At 68.6% G+C, this 16,590-nt stretch carries 17 protein-coding genes and 3 pseudogenes; 7 read left to right on the forward strand and 13 right to left on the reverse strand.

Annotated features, from left to right (window positions below; all coding sequences use genetic code 11):
• Positions 1-72 precede the first annotated feature (72 nt).
• A pseudogene (locus tag G5C60_RS05330) lies at positions 73-504 on the reverse strand (TetR/AcrR family transcriptional regulator C-terminal domain-containing protein); the annotation flags it as partial.
• Between G5C60_RS05330 and G5C60_RS50950 the strand changes: the two are divergent.
• A pseudogene (locus G5C60_RS50950) lies at positions 487-726 on the forward strand (TetR/AcrR family transcriptional regulator); the annotation flags it as partial. The pseudogenes G5C60_RS05330 and G5C60_RS50950 overlap by 18 nt on opposite strands.
• Here the strand turns inward: G5C60_RS50950 and G5C60_RS05340 are convergent.
• The 5 genes from G5C60_RS05340 to G5C60_RS05360 form a co-directional block, all read right to left on the reverse strand.
• Positions 716-880 carry a hypothetical protein gene (locus G5C60_RS05340; RefSeq protein ID WP_165254961.1) on the reverse strand — a complete coding sequence of 55 codons (165 nt, stop codon included), beginning with the start codon at positions 878-880 and terminating at the stop codon, positions 716-718. The pseudogene G5C60_RS50950 and the gene G5C60_RS05340 overlap by 11 nt on opposite strands.
• A gap of 100 nt (positions 881-980) precedes the next feature.
• Positions 981-1,517, reverse strand: a complete 537-nt coding sequence (locus G5C60_RS05345) for a hypothetical protein (RefSeq protein WP_165255007.1) — start codon at positions 1,515-1,517, stop codon at positions 981-983.
• 172 nt (positions 1,518-1,689) lie between these two features.
• Complete coding sequence (locus tag G5C60_RS05350; RefSeq protein ID WP_165255008.1) at positions 1,690-2,334, reverse strand: hypothetical protein; 645 nt, start codon at positions 2,332-2,334, stop codon at positions 1,690-1,692.
• Positions 2,331-2,969, reverse strand: a complete 639-nt coding sequence (locus G5C60_RS05355; RefSeq protein WP_165255009.1) for an RNA polymerase sigma factor — start codon at positions 2,967-2,969, stop codon at positions 2,331-2,333. Before G5C60_RS05355 ends, G5C60_RS05350 begins: the two co-directional genes overlap by 4 nt.
• Positions 2,970-3,108: 139 nt before the next feature.
• Positions 3,109-3,960, reverse strand: coding sequence for an SDR family NAD(P)-dependent oxidoreductase (locus tag G5C60_RS05360; RefSeq protein WP_165255010.1), 852 nt, complete (start codon positions 3,958-3,960; stop codon positions 3,109-3,111).
• Between the two features lie 89 nt (positions 3,961-4,049).
• Here G5C60_RS05360 and G5C60_RS05365 point away from each other — a divergent pair, with 89 nt between their 5' ends.
• Positions 4,050-4,901, forward strand: a complete 852-nt coding sequence (locus G5C60_RS05365; RefSeq protein WP_165255011.1) for a helix-turn-helix transcriptional regulator — start codon at positions 4,050-4,052, stop codon at positions 4,899-4,901.
• A 50-nt stretch (positions 4,902-4,951) separates the two neighbouring features.
• Here the strand turns inward: G5C60_RS05365 and G5C60_RS05370 are convergent, their stop codons facing one another.
• The gene (locus G5C60_RS05370; protein ID WP_165255012.1) at positions 4,952-5,995 is read right to left on the reverse strand and encodes a LuxR C-terminal-related transcriptional regulator; all 1,044 of its coding nucleotides are present in this window, start codon (positions 5,993-5,995) and stop codon (positions 4,952-4,954) included.
• A 124-nt stretch (positions 5,996-6,119) separates the two neighbouring features.
• On the opposite strand from G5C60_RS05370, the gene G5C60_RS05375 reads away from it, so the two are divergent.
• Positions 6,120-6,281, forward strand: coding sequence for a hypothetical protein (locus tag G5C60_RS05375; RefSeq protein WP_165255013.1), 162 nt, complete (start codon positions 6,120-6,122; stop codon positions 6,279-6,281).
• A 199-nt stretch (positions 6,282-6,480) separates the two neighbouring features.
• Positions 6,481-7,503, forward strand: coding sequence for a helix-turn-helix domain-containing protein (locus tag G5C60_RS05380; RefSeq protein WP_241266524.1), 1,023 nt, complete (start codon positions 6,481-6,483; stop codon positions 7,501-7,503).
• Here G5C60_RS05380 and G5C60_RS05385 read toward each other — a convergent pair.
• The 3 genes from G5C60_RS05385 to G5C60_RS05395 all read right to left on the reverse strand — a co-directional run bounded on the left by G5C60_RS05385 (position 7,496) and on the right by G5C60_RS05395 (position 10,923).
• A complete protein-coding gene (locus G5C60_RS05385; RefSeq protein ID WP_206439123.1) occupies positions 7,496-9,010 on the reverse strand; it encodes a GMC family oxidoreductase in 1,515 nt (504 codons plus the stop codon). The two genes, G5C60_RS05380 and G5C60_RS05385, sit on opposite strands and share 8 nt — an antisense overlap.
• Before the next feature lie 204 nt (positions 9,011-9,214).
• Positions 9,215-10,054, reverse strand: a complete 840-nt coding sequence (locus G5C60_RS05390; protein ID WP_165255015.1) for an alpha/beta fold hydrolase — start codon at positions 10,052-10,054, stop codon at positions 9,215-9,217.
• A 95-nt stretch (positions 10,055-10,149) separates the two neighbouring features.
• Positions 10,150-10,923, reverse strand: coding sequence for a TIGR03084 family metal-binding protein (locus G5C60_RS05395; RefSeq protein ID WP_165255016.1), 774 nt, complete (start codon positions 10,921-10,923; stop codon positions 10,150-10,152).
• A 496-nt stretch (positions 10,924-11,419) separates the two neighbouring features.
• Between G5C60_RS05395 and G5C60_RS05400 the strand changes: the two genes are divergently transcribed.
• Both G5C60_RS05400 and G5C60_RS05405 read left to right on the forward strand, forming a co-directional pair.
• Positions 11,420-12,739, forward strand: coding sequence for a sensor histidine kinase (locus G5C60_RS05400; RefSeq protein WP_165255017.1), 1,320 nt, complete (start codon positions 11,420-11,422; stop codon positions 12,737-12,739).
• Between the two features lie 342 nt (positions 12,740-13,081).
• Positions 13,082-13,543, forward strand: coding sequence for an acyl-CoA dehydrogenase family protein (locus tag G5C60_RS05405; protein WP_165255018.1), 462 nt, complete (start codon positions 13,082-13,084; stop codon positions 13,541-13,543).
• On the opposite strand, the gene G5C60_RS05410 is transcribed toward G5C60_RS05405, so the two are convergent.
• Positions 13,525-14,172 (reverse strand): response regulator transcription factor, encoded by a 648-nt coding sequence (locus G5C60_RS05410; protein WP_165255019.1) that lies wholly within the window; start codon positions 14,170-14,172, stop codon positions 13,525-13,527. The two genes, G5C60_RS05405 and G5C60_RS05410, sit on opposite strands and share 19 nt — an antisense overlap.
• A gap of 160 nt (positions 14,173-14,332) precedes the next feature.
• On the opposite strand from G5C60_RS05410, the pseudogene G5C60_RS51585 reads away from it, so the two are divergent.
• Positions 14,333-14,604: pseudogene (locus tag G5C60_RS51585) on the forward strand (hypothetical protein); the annotation flags it as partial.
• A 152-nt stretch (positions 14,605-14,756) separates the two neighbouring features.
• Here G5C60_RS51585 and G5C60_RS05415 read toward each other — a convergent pair.
• Positions 14,757-16,097 carry a diacylglycerol/lipid kinase family protein gene (locus tag G5C60_RS05415; protein WP_165255020.1) on the reverse strand — a complete coding sequence of 447 codons (1,341 nt, stop codon included), beginning with the start codon at positions 16,095-16,097 and terminating at the stop codon, positions 14,757-14,759.
• Positions 16,094-16,582, reverse strand: a complete 489-nt coding sequence (locus tag G5C60_RS05420) for a DUF7144 family membrane protein (protein WP_165255021.1) — start codon at positions 16,580-16,582, stop codon at positions 16,094-16,096. The genes G5C60_RS05415 and G5C60_RS05420 overlap by 4 nt, the downstream gene beginning before the upstream one ends.
• Positions 16,583-16,590 lie beyond the last annotated feature (8 nt).

Below are 16,590 nucleotides of genomic sequence, written 5' to 3' on the forward strand. Positions count from 1 at the left end.
TAGGGGCGCGGGGAACTGCGCGACCAGCCACGGACGGCCCGCACCTTTCGTACCGCACTCCCCGCGGAGCGCTCAGCGCTGTGCGAGGCCGTCGATCATCAGGGCGAGGGTGAAATCGAACCGGTCGTGGCCCTCGCCGGCGGTGAGTTCGGCGGCGTGGCGGGTGGTGTGGGGGAAGGTCTCGGCAGGCAGGGCGGCGAACCGGCGTAGCAGTTCGTCGCGGTCGAGGACCCAGACGGCGTCATCATGTGCTGCTCGCCGGCGCATGATCGATGTCTCGAGGCAGTAGGCGGCCACGTACAGCAAGAGGGCGTCGACGGCCCAGGCGCCGGCCTGCGGGGCGACGCCGCCGACGAGCAGGATCGCCAGCATTCCCTCGCTGACGCGCACGATCTCGAGGTCCGTGGGAGCCATGGCGAGCGCGGCGCGGGAGATCCCGGGGTATTTCAAGTACTGGTCGCGTATCTGGGCGCACACGCCGCGGATCTGTTCCCGCCAGGCGCGGCGCGCCACCAGCCGCCCAACCCCGAGGCCGGGGCCGGGGCCGGGGCCGGGGCCGACCCCAGGTCGCGGCGCCGCAAGGCCCCGATCACCGTGGAGCAGGTCATCGACACCGCGCTGGGTGTCATCGCCACAGAGGGCTACGAGGCGCTGACCATGCGCCGACTGGCCGGCGTGCTCGACACCGGACCCGCCTCGCTCTACGCCCACGTGGTCAACAAGGCCGGACCATCCGCTGGTCGGCCGGTTCGTCCCCGACCTGTGGTGCCGGGACGGCTCCCGGCTGGTCGACCACGGTCACGGCGGCGGCTTCCTGCTGCTCGACCGCACTCCGGACGGCCGATGGGCGGGCGCGCCGCCCAGTCAACTCATTCGTCATGCCGCGGATCGCGCCACGCGCCACTGACCGTGGTCTGGATCTCCTGCGGTATCACGACGTCCCCATGTACACGTTGACCTTCGCGCGAAGATGCTGCACGTCAGCCTTGGTCGGACCTGGAGAGGGCCTCGGTGATCAAGCGGGTGGCGAAGTCGTGGTCGCCGGTGATCCTGTTGATGTGCTCCGCGAGGAGGATGGCCGTGGCTTCCAGGGGATTCATCTCGGCGTCGGTCCAGGGTCCGTACTGTGTGCGCCACAAGTTGGGGCTGAGGCCGGTGCCTGCGGCGATGAGCAGGCCGGCCATGGTGGGGATGACCTCGGGACGGAAGGTCTTGGGCATCATGCGCATCGTGGTCACGAGGGCGGGCACCACGTACTCGATGACGTCCTTGGCGTCGCCCTCGCAGGCCGTCCGCAGCCACTGCATGAACGTGTAAATGAGCGTGCCCGTGCCGTCCAGCAGCGCATCGAGTCCCGTAGGGCCCAAGGACGCGGCGAACTGGTCGACCATCTGCTGCTGTTCGGGGTCGGCCTCGGTCTTGCTGTCGTAGACGGCTTTGAGTCGAGAGTCGATCATCATGAGCGCTGCGCCAACATCGCCGACGGGAGCGTACTTGGGATCACAGGGCGATGACACAGGGCTCCTCCTCATACGACCGCAGCGGGCAGCGCGGCATGCCCGTACGGTAGACCGCCGACCGGACGGCGGTCTGGCGAATCCCGGCGGGAGTTTGTGGGCACGGCGGTCCGCCCAGGACGGGCCTGGGCGGACGGCTGCTGTTGCGTCAACACGTCAACACGTCAACACGTCACTGCGGCGGCTTCGGCTGGGGATGGCTGACGGGGTCGCATGGCTTGGCCGGGCCCTTGATGAACGTTTGCTTGAAGAAGCCGGCCGGCCGCATGTCGGATCCCTTCGGCTTGGGACCGGCCAGGTTCTCCTCGACCAGATACGTGTCCGCATGCGTCATGACGTACCGGTAGTCCCACTTGCCGTCGCCGAACTTCTCCTGCTTCAGGTGCTCTCCCCGATCGCGCTGGCACCTCTTCCCCGCGGGAACCTTGTCGACGATCGCCGTGAAGCCGGCTGCCCGGATCTTGCGCGCCAGCTTCTCGAACTGCTCTGGATCGCCCCACCAGTCGAGGTCGCGGAGGGAGACGGTCAGGGTGCCGTCCGGATTCTTCTCCACCGCGTAGGCCGGGGTCTGCGTCCCGTTGGGCACCGCCACGATCACGCCTGCCGCGATCGCTGCCGCCGCCAGCCCCAGGGCGAACCGCTTCTGGACTTGGCGCTTGCGCCCGCCGGTTCGTTGTTCCTTCATCGTCCGCCAACTGCGCATCAGGTGTTCCTCACGCTGGATCCGTCGGCCGGCGGGGAAGTCCCGCTCGGCCGGTACGGCCAGCAGTCGGCGCAGTTCCTGGACGTCGCCGTCCTGGTGCTGGTCCCCGTTCACCACGGTCCCCTTCCGTTTTCTCCGCTCGGCCGGACCACCTCGTGGCGGTCACCTGTTTGCTGCCGTCTCGTCGCCGCGGGTTCCGTGTCCTGGTCAAGATTCTTCTGCGCCAGCTTCTCCAGGCGGCGGCGCGCCCGGGACAGCCGGGAGCGGACCGTGCCCACCGGGACCCCCAGCGCCTCGGCAGTCGCGGCGTAGTCAAGGCCGGCCCACACGCACAGTGCCAGCACCTCGCGGTCCGGCCGCGACAGCTGGCCGAGCGCTGTGCGCACGGCGGCTATCCGCTCCTGGTCCTCCAGCCGGCCGACCACCTCGTCGGCGAAGTCCGGCAACAGGTCGGGCGGGGGCACGCGCTCCATCAGGGCCCGGTGCCGCCGGGCCGTGCGCCATCGGTGGTGTACCACGTGCGTGGCGATCCCCAGCATCCACGGCAGCAGGCTTCCGCCCTGCGGCTCGACTTTCTCCCGCATCCGCCAGGCTTCGAGGAACGCCAGCGAGACGCAGTCTTCAGCGACCGACCAGTCCCCGGTCAGGCGGAAGCAGTGGTTGTACACGGCCCGCCCGTGCTCGCGGAAGAGCACCCTGAAGGAGTCCTCGTCGCCCGCTCGGACGCGGGCCCGAAATAGTGGCTCCATGCCTGGCTCTGCCCTGCGGCCACCCACGGGTTCCATGTGACGTGCATCATAGGTCCGGGGTGCATCCGGGGTCCCGACGGGAGGGTTCCTCGCCGTGCTGTGAGCACGGGACGCCGGCGTCTGGCCTTGGCTCACGGGCTCACGTTGCCTGCATGCCGCCGTCGACGGAGAGGACCACCCCGGTGACGTAGGAGGCGCGGTCGCTCAGCAACCAGGCGGCGGCCTCGGCGACTTCCTCGGGCTCGGCCGCGCGGCGCAGCGGGGTGCGCGCGTTGAGCTGGCCGACAATGCCCGGCGATTGCGCTTCCCAGTGGCGCATCATCTCGGTCAACGTGGTGCCGGGGGCGATGGCGTTGACGCGGATGCCTTCGGCGCCGTACGCGACGGCGGCCGACTCGGTGAGGCTGTGGACACCTCGCTTCATCGCGCTGTACGCGGGCAGCACGGGGTTGCCCCTCCAGCCGCCGACGGACGAGGTGTTGACGATGGCACCCGTGCCGGCACTCGTGCGGATGGCGGCGACCTGAGCGGCCAGGGCCAGCCAGAGGCCCTTGAGGTTGACGCTGTACTGCTGGTCGAAGTCCGCCTCTGGCACCTGGTCCATCGGGCCGGGCTGCCGTGTGGCGAGCGCCGCGTTGTTGAAGGCGACGTCGAGTCGGCCGTACGCCTCCACGGTGCGCTCGACGGCGGCGCGCACGCTGCTCGCGTCGGCCAGGTCGCACACGGCGTACTGAGCGGTGCCGCCCGCCGCCCGGATCTGTTCGGTTACCGCTTTGAGCTGGTCCTCGGTGCGGGCCGCGAGCAGAACCCGGGCGCCTTCCCGGGCGAACAGCCGCGCCGCGGCGGCCCCGATACCGCGGCCGGCTCCGCTGATGAAGGCGACCTTGCCGGCCAGCAGGCCCGAGGCGGCGGCGGGGGCGGGGTCGGAGGTGTCGGTGGTGTGGGCGGTGGTGTGAGCGGAGGTGTCTGTGGTGTGGGTGTGGTGGTCCATGCCGGCGAGCCTGTGCCCGGCCGCGCACCCTCATCCAGGCACCGGCGGTACCTGGATCGGCTGGGTCGGCCCCGTCAATACTGGGCGACATGGACAGGCGAGAGCTGGCCGGCTTCCTGCGCAGCAGGCGCGAGCGGATCACCCCTGCCGACGTGGGGCTGCCCGCCGGATCGAGGCGTCGTACGCTGGGGCTGCGACGCGAGGAGGTGGCGCAGCTGGCGTTCATCTCCACCGAGTACTACACGCGCCTCGAGCAGGCCCGCGGCCCGCGCCCCTCACGCGCGGTGCTGGCCGCTCTGACCCGGGCCCTGCGCCTGTCGGACGCCGAGCGCGCCCACCTGCACCACCTCGCCGGCGCCCCGCCCGCCCCGCCGTCAGGACCCTCCCGCGAGGTGCGCCCGAGCATCCTTCACCTGCTGCGGCGACTCCCGCACGCCGCGGTCCTCGTACTCTCCGCGTCCTATGAGGTGATCGCCCACAACGACCTGGCGGCCGCCCTCCTGGAAGACTTCTCCGCCCTGCCTCGGCACGAACGCAACTTCTTGCGCCGTACCTTCCTCGATGCGCGCGTGGGGGAGCGGCAGTGGTACAGCCGGTCCGGCATGGAGATCTTCGGCCGTACCGCGGCCCGGCACCTGCGGGCCGCCGCCGCCCGCTATCCCGACGACCCCGAAGTAGCCACGCTGGTGAAGGACCTGCTCACGGGCAGCGCGGAGTTCGCCCGGCTGTGGGCCGCCTACGACATGTCGGTGGAACCCGCCCCGTACAAGACCTTCCAGCACCCCCTGATCGGTCCCATCACGCTCAACTGCGATGTCCTGGACATCGCTGACCGGGACCAGCGAGTCGTGATCTACACGGCCGATCCCGGCTCCCCGGCGGAGGGGGCTCTGCAACTGTTGTCGGTGATCGGCGCACAGCGCATGGATGTGCCCGGCTGACCGAAGCCTCCAGCAGCCCCGGTCGGCCTCATTTCGAAGCGGACATCAACTCACGTACCGCCCTCTGAGTGGGGCGATTCCCCAGGTGGACAGCCCAGGGCGCGCGCCACCAACTGCCCGCGGCTGCGCACGCCGAACTTGGCGAAGATGGACTTCACATGGTCCTGCACGGTGTAGGGGGACACGCTCAGCACGGAGGCGATTCCCGTCGACGACCGGCCGGAGATCACCTGCTCCAGGATCTCCCGCTCCCGAGCCGTCAGCCCGTACGCGAGGGCCAGCATCCCGGTGATGCCCGAGGCCGGGGCCGGCTGGATGACGACCGAGGCGCCACCGCGCGGATCACCGTCCAGCGGCGAACCCCACAGCGACAGCCAACGTCCCGTGCGGGACCGTAGCCGCACATACGCCTCCTCGCCCCGACCGGCCCGGGCCGCCGCCGATACCTCGTGCGGGGCCAGCGGGCCGATCTCGTCCAGCCAGTGCCGCGCCGTCTCGTTGGCGACCAGGGTGCGGCCCTCGCCGTCGAGCACCAGGACACCGGGACCGGCCGACCCCGCCGACCCCGAAGACGCGACCGGCGCGGCACGTGCACAGGCCCGGCGCAGCGCCATCGCGACCGGTCGTGACAGCGCGCGCACCAGCGCCGCCTCCCGCGGTGTGAAGTCCGCCCGGTCGCCACGCCGGAACAGGGCCAGCCCGCCCCAGCACTCTCCGTCCGCCAGGAACACGGCACGCAGCTCGTGCCGGGCGTCGATGACCGGCAGGACCGTACGGAAGCGGGCACTGCGCGTCAGGTCACCGCCGACGCTGTGACTGAGAATCCCGACGGTACGGCCGGTCCGCGCCAGGTCCGCGAACTTGTCCACGTCTGCCACGAGGTATTCGTTGTGCGACGCCAGCTCCGCGTTGCCGGGCGGAATGCCGTCGGAGACGTCGTCGCTGACCAGCAGCGTCCACGGGTCGATGGTGCCGAAGCAGAACGCGTCGTAAGCAACGTCCTCACCCAGCCGGGCGACCACCCGGGAGCGCAGCGTCCGCGAGTCAAGACCGAGCCGGCATATCCGCTCGATGTCGCTCTGCAGCCTTCGCACCGGCGCAGCCTAGCGCCATCCGAAGATCCCAGAATTCTGGGATACCGCGGACCAGAGCACCCCACATAGCGTCCACGGTGATCATCAGTCGAGCCGAGTCGAGCCGAGTCGAGAAAGGATCGCAGTGAGTTCTCCCTATGTGGCCGGGGCCGGCGAGCACGAGCAACTGGAGTGGCTCGGTGGCGGGATCATGAAGGTGCTGCTCGACGCACGGCACACCGGCGGAAAGCCGCCGCAGCGAACGGACAGGTCGTACTCGGCCCACCGCTTGCCGCCGACGACATGATTCCGCCGGCCCTCACCGATGTGAATCCGTGATCTGCCTCTCTGCCGACGTGTTTATGCGGCGTCGCGGTTTGTGACGGCTGCCGCGAGGTTCTACGGCGACATCCGTTACGGCGAGGTCCGTTACGGCGAGGTCCGTACGGAACCCGAGCGCCACAGGAGGGAGTTGAAGCATTGAAAGCGAGGGGATCGGGGGAGCGATGAGCAGTGCTGGAGCGGGGATCGACGGGGCGCGGGGGGTGTTCTCACTGGACTCGACCCTGCCGGGCGCCGCGCCGCGAGGCCTCGACGCATTCCGGCGCGGGTGGGAGACGCAGATCGGCGACGATGTCTTCCAACTGCCGGCCTACAGTCCGGACACGATCAGTGACTTCCGGGTCAAGGGCCGCGTGGCCAGGGTGCGCGGCGTGGCGATCGCCGATCTTCACGCCGCGTCGGCCACCCGGACCACGGATCCCCCGAGCGGCGATCAGGATCGGCAGGATCGGATGGAAATGTACGTGGTGCGGCGCGGCGCATGGACTTTGGGCGGCGCACCCGATCACGGCGAACAGACCGTATCCGCCGGGCAGTTCCTCTTCCGGCACGTCGGGCGGCAGTCGGCCTTCGAGACGACGCCGCACCTCACGGCGCAGTTCTACGTCCTGCCCTCCGCGGAGCTCAAACCCCTGCTCGGGAACCGGGCCATCGCGGGGCCGGCCGACTCGGCCGAGGTGCGCCTGCTGGTGGCCCACGCGAACATGATCCACGCAACCATCACCGACCTCGGCCCGGCCGGTGTGGAAGCCGCCCACACCACCCTGATCGAGCTGGCCAAGGCGGTGGCGAAGGACCGGTTCGACGACGTAGAACCCCGGCTGGCTCCCGCACTCGCCCAGGCAGCGAAGGATTTCGCCAACAGCCGGCTCACCGATCCCGAACTCTCTCCGGCGATGCTGGCGCGTGAGCTCAACGTCTCCGTCCGTACGTTGCAGCGGGCGTTCGCCGAGGTGGGGGAGTCGGTGACCGCCTACATCCGCCACCGGCGGCTGGAGGAGGCCCGGCTCGCCCTCACCGCGCCGTTCGGTCGTCTGAGCATCTCGGAACTCGCCGCACACTGGCAGTTCGCGGACAGCAGCCACTTCACCCGGGTTTTCAAGAAGCACTACGGTCAGACACCCACCGAATACGCCCGCTCGACCGGAGCAGCCTCACTCTCGCCGAACCGGCACCCGCTCAGCTGATCAGTTCGGCGGCCCGTTCGGCAATGGCGTAGACGGTCGCGTTGGTGTTGGCCGAGGGGATGGACGGCATCACCGAGGCATCGGCGACCCGCAGTCCGGCGATCCCGTGGACGCGCAGGTCTTCAGGGTCGACGACGGCGTCGGGATCGGTTCCCATGCGGCAGGTGCCGGTGAAGTGGAAGTAGGAGCCGAGCGACTGGCGGATGAAGTCGTCCGCGGATGCGCCGCTCGTCCCCGAACCCGGCAGCGCCTCCTGCTTCCGCCAGTCGGCGAATGCGGCGGCCTCACCGATCCGGCGCGCCAGGGCCAGACCCCTGCGCATGACTTCCAGGTCACGGTCGTCGCTCAGGTGGCCGGGGTCGATGACGGGAGCGCTGTCGGGCCGGCCGTCCGCCAGGCGCACGGTGCCGCTGCTGTACGGAGCCACCGCGGAGAAAGCGACGGTGTAGCCGTTGGCCGGCGGCGGGCCCCACGGCGAGGGCAGCGGTGCGGGTACGAAGAAGATCTGAAGGTCCGGCCGGGCAGCGGCGGGGTCGCTGTGGACGAGGCCCATCACTTCGCTCGGCGGGTTGGCGGCAACGTACGGTACGGGCTCGGTCGCCTCGTACACCACGCCCACCAGCGGGTGGTCCTGCAGACGGGAGCCGACTCCCGGCAGGTCGGCGACGACGTCGATGCCGTGCTCCTCGAGGTGCCGTGCCGGGCCGATTCCCGACAGCATCAGGAGGTGTGCGGAATTGATGGCTCCCGCGGTCAGCACGACCTCGGTGGTGTCGACGGACCGGGACTCGCCACCGATGGTGCCGATGGTGTACTCGACGCCGGTGCAGCGGCCCGCGGTCGTGCGCAACCGCTGGACGGTCGCGTCCGTGACGACATCCAGGTTCGGCCGGTCCAGGAACGGACGGATATAGGCGTCGGCCGCGCTCTGCCGGGCACCTGAGGGCAGATTCATGTCACTCCACCCGAACCCGGTCTCCAGCCCGCTGCTGATGTCGTCGGCCCGCGCGAACCCGGCCTCCACCGCGGCGTCGACACCCGCCGCGGACAGGGGATGGGGTTGTGGCACGGGGGCGACCACGACCGGCCCGTCCGTGCCCCGCACGGAGGCATCACGGCCGCGGGCGCTCTCGCTGCGGCGGAAATAGGGCAGGAGATCGTCGAAACCCCAGCCCGGAGCGCCGAGTTCGGGCCAGACGTCGTAACCGGAGCGGTGCCCCCGCAGGTGGTAGAGGCCGTTGATGCTCGACGATCCGCCGAGCGCCTTGCCGCGCCGCACGTCCACCGCCGTGCCCGTACCGGCCTGCACGGTCGAGGAGCCCATCCAGTTGGCCGCCGGGTCGGGCACCAGGAAACCCCAGGGAGACGCCATCGCCTCGGTTGCGTCCCGGGCTCCCGCCTCCAGCAGCAGCACCCGCACGCCGGGCCGTTCCGAAAGCCGGGAAGCGATCACGCATCCCGCTGTCCCCGCTCCCACCACGACATAGTCATAGGGACTCTTGCTCATCATGTCTCCGCTTCCCACGGTATGCACCCACACCGGAACAGCCCGGGTGTTCTCTCTGCCGCCGAACCAGGCGGGGTCCCTCTGCCGTCGAAGCTTAGGAAGACCGACACAGCACGTACTTGAACCACCGCGACGTCCGTTCGGGACCTGGGCGCCAGAGGAAGAAGTCTTGAACGTGACGTCTGAGCAGCGGCGCGTCGCCGGTCACTGTTCGTGGTCAAGGCCACCGATGAACTCTGTCAGCAGGGCGGCGAACTGCTGCGGTGCCTCTTGGTGCGGAGCATGGCCGACACCTGGCATCACCTGAACCTCACCGCGCCACAGCGCAGGAATGTTCAGCTTTCGCAAGTAGTCAAGGCTGACCAGCTGCTCGTCGGCGCCCTGCATGATGGCCAGCGGCCGGCGGAGCGCCGAGACGATCGCTATCTCATCCGCGAACCGGCCCGCCCCGGCGCTGGCCCCGAGCCCGGCGCGCGCAGCACCGTCGGTGGCCAGGATGTCGGACACGAACTCGCCGGTGTCCAGCGGCGAACCAGGCGCGGTGAAGCTCTCCGCAGCCAGCTTTGCCTCAGATTCGCTGACGTGCGCACTGAAGAGGGCGCCTGCCGCCGGGTTCGGCAGGAACGCCTCCGCCAGCTGCGCGGGTGACGCGACCGGCGGCGCACCGAAGATGACGAAGCCATACGCGTCCGACAGCACAGGTGCCGCCTCCATCACGATCTGCCCGCCCATGCTCCAGCCGACGACGACCGCGTCGGAGGCACCGAGCTCCTGCGCGAAACCGATGAGCACGGCCGCGTGTCCCGGCAGCGAATAGTCGGCCTGGTCTCTGGCCGGCTCGGACTGCCCGTGACCGGGCAGGTCCAGCGCAAGGCAGCGGAACCGTCGGCCGAAATCACCAGTCAGCAGCGGAAGCCAGGTCCTGGCCGAAGACGAGTTGCCGTGAACGAAGATGACCGCGGGGTCCTCGGCACTGCCCTGGTCGGCGGGGCTCTCCAGGTAAGTGATCTGCTGCCCATCGATCTTGACGCTCTGCCGCTTCACTCGACGCCTCTCGGTTGCACTGGCGGTGTTGTTGAGCAGCCCTATCTGAGCAGCTCGATCTGAGTGGTTCGATCGGGAGACCGCTACTTGCCCCGTCAGAGGAAAACGCGAGCAATATCAAGCCACTTCTGCGCGTCCTTGCCGACCGCCGTGAGGTCGGTCTCGGCTCGGGACCTGCGCTGGGTGACTCGAAGGCAGAAGTCGAGGGCGCTGCCCTGAACCCGCTGCACGGCATCTTCCGGGCCCCATGCCCAGGTTTGGCCGTCGGGGCCGGTCAGCTCGACACGGAACGGCTCTGCCGGAACAGGCAACTGGGCAGCGTAGAACGACAGCTCTCGCCCTATCACTCCCAACGCGGCCACATGCCGGAGCCGAGCCGTGGGACGGCGTGAGACACCGAGTGCATCGAAAACGTCCTGCCCGTGAGCCCACGTTTCCATCAGGCGGAGCGGCACCATGAGCGCCGCGGTCAGCTGCGAGCCGTACCACGGAAACGCTTGGTCCAGTGGAACGTCACGCAGCGCCGCTGCCACCTCGGTTCGGCCGGCGCGCCATTGTTCCAGCAGTGCTGAGCGCGGTTTGGCCGCTCCCGCGGCGGCGTCGAGATCAGCATGTTGGCTGCCTGCGGCTTCTGCCTGCTTCAGCACCGCGTCGAACGCATCCGGGGTCCGTATGGCGATGAGGACGTTCGCATCGGCTGAGGCAAGATGAGCGATCTGGTGGGCGATCGTCCACCCCGCCGCCGGCGTAGGCGTGGACCAGTCGGTCTGCGCTGATACCAGGGCGTCCAGCTCATCGCCTTCAGCCACCAAGTCGGGCAGAGCAAGGTCGTGCTCTACACCGGACAAATCAAGGCCGTAGTCCAACATCGGCGTTACCTTCACACATTGACGGCAACGGGCTAATCCCGTTGGGAGGGGCAAAGTTGCTCTAGTGCGGTCAGCGGTCAGGCTTCCTGAGGCTGATTTCATACCGGCCTCGCCGTCATTCGCGTCACCCACTGAACCAACGGCTGACAAGCGTGCCCATACTCGGTTGGCGCGGATGTATACGTACTTGTGCCACAGACGGAAATCGGTCATGCCCCGAGCACACGTCCAGGACGAACGCCACGTACACCCAGCCCGATCAGGTGCGGACACAGCCGCCGTCCGGACCCTGGTTCAAGTCACCAATGTCCCCATGTCAGGTCCCTGGTGGTGCGGCAACAGGTGCTGAACTGAGAGCGCTGCAGGACGCGCCCCCGTAGGGGATGGACAGCTCGGCCCCGGACTGGGGTGATAACACCCCTGTGATCCATCGTTTCGTCCTTCATGCTTGATTCACACAGGGTGATCTGGCAATGACGAACGGGGAGCAGCAGTGATGAGCTTGGCAGCTGGCAAGGCAGGGAGGAACCGCTCGGTCACCGGGAACCCGGCCACGTTGGTGCTGCGTGGCGTCGGGTTGACCGGTCTGGCACTCGCGGAGGCGGTTCTGCTGGTGTGGGTCGGGCTGGCACTGTGCCTGGTGGCCATAGGGGTCGGGGCGTTCCTGCTCCCTGGCGCGCTGAACATGGTGCGCAACGTGACCGACCTGCAGCGTCGACTGGCCCATGAGTGGTCGGGGGTGCGTGTAGAGGCGCACTACCTTCCCGAGAGCGCGAAGACGGCCGAAGCTCCTGCTTGGCGGCGCGCCTTCTGGATGCTGACGGACACGGCGACCTGGCGGGATGTGCTCTGGTTATTGGTCAATCCGGCGGTCGGGTCGGTGCTGGCCCTCCTCCCCGCGATTCTCGTCGTTGACGGACTGTGGGGACTGACGCTGCCGTTCTTGTGGGAGCCGGTCACCAGCACCTGGGACGGCCTGTGGTTCGCCTTCATTCCCGTCAACGGCCAGAGCAGCGCAAACCTTGCGGCGGCACTCGGGGTCGTGGAGATCGCCGCGGGACTCCTGTTGGCTCCAAGGCCGCTGCTGAAAGCGCACGGCCGCTGGGTCCGGTTCATGCTCGGCAGGGACACCCGCGCGGGCTTGACGAAGAGGGTCGAACACCTCGCATCGTCGCGGTCGGACACGATGGGCCATCAGGCGAGCGAACTGCGGAGGATCGAGCGCGATCTGCACGACGGTGCTCAGGTGAGGTTGGTGGCACTGGGTATGACGCTGTCCGCGGCCGAGTCGCTGGTCGAGCAGAATCCGGAGGCGATGCGCGCCCTGCTCAACGAAGCGAAGGACAACTCGGCCAAGGCCCTGGACGAACTCCGCAATCTTGTGAACGGAGTGCATCCACCGCTCTTGGCCGACCGGGGCCTGGTGGACGCGGTACGAACACTTGCCCTGGAACTGCCCTTCCCCGTCAAGGTCACGGGGGCGGTGCCCGGCTGGCTTCCCGCGCAGGTCGAGTCCGGTGCGTATTTCGCGACTGCCGAGTTGCTGGGAAACGTGGCCAAGCACGCCATGGCGAGTCAGGCGAGTGTGGACATCACATACGCCGACGGCGCATTGCGGGTGGCGGTGCACGACAACGGAATCGGCGGCGCCGATCCCGCCGGCGGAAGCGGACTTCGAGGAGTCGAGCGCCGACTGGCCGCCTTCGACGGGCTGTTGGCGATCACCAGCCCGTCCGGGGGGCCGACGATGGCAGCCTTCGAGATCCAGTGCGAACTGCTTTCGGAAAAAGCGGAGGACAACCGCTCCTCCTTCTGACCGGCTTGACTGAACTGACTACATAGTTTTCGCGCCCGTCGGCGCCGATCGTGAATTCTCTCATCGAACGGCGCCGACGGTCAGTCATGCCTGAAACCAGAAGGCTGACCGAGAATCCGCGAGCCAATCATGGGATATACGGGAAGGTCCTGCGTGTAATGGCGAGGAACAAATGAAATGTGGCCGCACGAGCGGGCAGATGGAGTGCCGCCCATCCATGGCGGGCTCTGCTGACCTGGCTGGTCGTGGTCGTGGCCGCGTTCAGCATCGGCAGTCAGCTCGAGACCAAGGAGGCCACCCGGATCGCCGAACGGAACGGCCTGACCAGTCCGACAACTCCAGGTGTTCAACCAGCTGCGGCCGGGAGTCGCGGCGCTGGCGCTCGGCATAGCCGAGTCGGCCCACGAGTACCTACGGGACCACAGGCAGTCGGTCAGGGCCGCCGAACGGGAGCGCATCGTGGTTCTGGGATGGAAGATCAAGGCCGCCAGGCGGCTCGTGTACCAGGCCGCGGCTGCCGTTGACGCCACCGGCGACGGTCACCTCGCTTCCGCGGCGAAGGCCAGGGCGTGCGTGCTGGCCGAGGAGGTGACGCTGACCGCCTGTGAGCTGCTGGGGCCCGCGGCCCGGTTGACGCATCCGCTGCTGGACAAGCTGGTGCGGGACGCCCGGGGCGTGGAGTTCATGGAGGGAACCCGGAACATCCAGTACCTCAACCTGTTCCAAGGACTGCTGGCCGGCAGGGTGGGTCGAGGACCGTACAAGGAGGCGGAAACCGTCCGCGCTCAGGTCTGGTTGAGATAGGTGAGGACGGCCATCACCCTGCGGTTGTCATCCTTGGAGGGCGGGAGGTCCAATTTCGCCAGCATGCTGTTGATGTGCTTGGCGACCGCCTTTTCCGTGACCACGAGGGCGGCGCCGATGGCGGCATTGGACCGGCCCTCCGCCATGTATCCCAGCACTTCCCGCTCACGCTCGGTCAGGCGGGACAGCTTCTCGTCCTGGGAGTTGTGGCTGAGCATACGAGAAACGACGCTCGGATCCATGACCGTGCCGCCCGCGGCCACTTGGCGTAACGCGGAGACGAACTGCGTGGTGTCGAAGACCCGGTCCTTGAGCAGATAACCGACGCCCCCGTCGCCGTCGGCCAGGAGCTCCTGGGCGTAGAGCTGGCTGACGTACTGGGAGAGGATCACGGAGGGCTGGCCAGGGCGTTCGCGCCGGGCCTGCAGCACCGCCTGCAGACCCTCGTCGGTGTGTGTGGGCGGCATCCTGATGTCGACGAGCGCGACGTCGGGCTTGTGTTCCGCCAGGGCTTTGATCAACTCCGGGCCCGTGGAAGCCGTCGCGACGACGTCGAAGCCGTTCAGTTCCAGCAGGCGGGTCAGCCCTTCGCGGAGCAGGAACTGGTCTTCAGCAAGTACCAGGCGCATGCGCCGTCCGTCTCCCCTAATCGTGATACGCCCAGGCCTGGAAAGCCGGGTTCCCCGGCTCACAACGTAGCAATCACGGAGGAGCGTCGGCAACGCTGAAATCGGTCAGCACCTTGTCATCCGAATGTCAGCACGCTTTGACAGGATCACGAAGCCTTGCATGCGACCATGTCTACGTGGACGGTGTCCCATTAAAGTCATCTCCGCTCCGTATGAATTCAACACAGACGATCTCTTCGTCGATCTTGAGGAAATTTTCGGGCAGCGCCTGCTCCTGAAGTGCGAAGGGTTCAACTTCGCGGGGGTGTGGCTCTCAGTGTCGTGGCGGCGAGCCGCGGGTATCGGTTCATCTGCGTCACCGAATCCCGTTGCACGCTGTCGGCGTGGCAGTTCATGCAGACGCTGGGTTCCGATGTGCACATCGTCACCACGCCGCATCGTCCAGTGTCACCTCACGCCTCCGACGCCCGGGGCGTCCAGGCCGCTCTCCGACCGACGTCGAAGACCAAGGGTCTTCGCCGCGCGCAGTCGGATGTGAGCGCGACACGCGTTTCAGCGGCCCGCACCCACCACTCGACAATCCCTCATACCGGCCTGGCTGTCACTGATGGGCGCCCCAGCGCCAGCCGTGCCACGCGCGGCCAGTCGGCCGTCGCCCCGCCCGCCCGTGGTGTACCGGGGCGACGGCGCGGCACGCGCACCCGGAGCGCCCCTGGCGCGCTGCGGCACACCACGGGTGACGGCAGAACGACATGCTCACCGTCGATGGCGACCGGGAGGGTGTGTGTGTCGGCTTCGACGACGACTTGCCCGGCGCTCAGCCGGATGAGTCCCCCGGAGCGCGGACCGCGCGCCAAGCGGGCCGCCTGAGCGGTGTTGCCGACCCGCACGCACACCACGCCGAGAAGGCCCGAGTCCAGCCGCTGCCTGCGCCCCGGACGGACCGCGTCGACGGCACGTCCGTAGGGATTGTTGCTGACGAGGAGTGCCTGAAGTCCGTCGACGTCGGCTCCGTCGGCTCGCGCCCGCAGTCTGGGCGCGTTCTCGCCGGTGAGGAGGCCGGGGAGGACGCGCAGGGTCGTACGGGCTTCGGTATCCCGGTACGCGGGGTCGGTGACGACGGACGCGTACGTGCCGAACGAGGCGTTGTTGACGAAGACCCGGTCCGCGGCGTACCCGAGGTCGATGCGGAGTTCGACGCCGTGGGTCAGGGCTTCCAGGGCCGCTGCTGGATCGTCGCGGTCCAGGCCGAGGTCGAGGGCGAAGTGGTTGCGGGTGCCGGCGGGAATCACCACGAACGGCACGTCGTGGCGTGCCGCGACCTCGGCCACCAGCGCCTGGGTGCCGTCGCCGCCCGCCACAGCCAGCAGGTCGGCTCCCTCGGCGACGGCCTGCCGGGCCAGTTCGGTGACGTCCTGGTGCCGGCCCGCGTCGAGCAGGGCCACCCGGCAGCCCGCGGCCCGGGCCTTCTCCACCAGCTCGAAACGATCCACCTTGCCGCCGCCGGAGCGCGGATTCATGAGGACCCAGGGCGTGCGGGGCACCTCGCCCGCAGCCTGTCCAGACTGCTCGGAGGCGGTGTGTCCGGGGCTCAGGGCCGTACGTGCCGCCGTGACGGCCAGCAGCCACAGGCCGAGGGACAGCAAGGCCGGCCCCAGCATGCCGAACGTGGCATAGAGGGTGAGGACAGCGATCGGCGCCGTCACGGACAGGGCCGCTCCGAGGACACGGAGCGCACCGGTGTGCGCCAGAGTCCACCACGCCCCGACGGCGGCGAGCGCCAGTCCGGCAATGCCGGCCAGCGCCCACAGCACGCTCCGCAGACCGGCGGCGACGAGCGGCACCAGGATGCTTCCCAGCAGGGCGAGCACGGCGAGGCGAGCCCGCCCCGCACTGCCCTCACATCCTGACCGCTGTGCGCTCATGCAGGCCCGTGCGGATACGAGGTCCTTTGCGGTGAGCGCTCCTCGGACAGCGAACCCTCCTCGGTCAGATCGAAGAGTTTGTCGCGCGGTACCACGCACAGGGCCCAGATGATGAAGCCCGAGATCGTGATCATCACCACGGACCAGACGGGGTAGTACGGGAGGGAGAGGAAGTTGGCGATGATGACGAGTCCGGCAATGGCCACGCCGGCGACGCGCGCCCACACCGCGGTCTGGAGCAGCCCGAAACTGACGATCACGGCGACCGCGCCCAGAGCGAGGTGCATCCAGCCCCAGCCCGTCAGGTCCCACTCGAACACGTAATTGCGCGTCGTGACGAAGATGTCGTCCTCGGCGATGGCCATGATCCCCCGGAAGATGTCGAGAAGGCCGACAAGGAAGAGCATCACGGCCGCGAAGGCCGTCAGGCCGGTTGCCCATGTCTGCTTCGCCGTGCGTGCCGGCCGGGTGTGTGTCGCGGTCATCTTGAGCC

The organism is Streptomyces scabichelini (assembly GCF_011045015.1).
GTDB classification, from domain to species: domain Bacteria; phylum Actinomycetota; class Actinomycetes; order Streptomycetales; family Streptomycetaceae; genus Streptomyces; species Streptomyces scabichelini.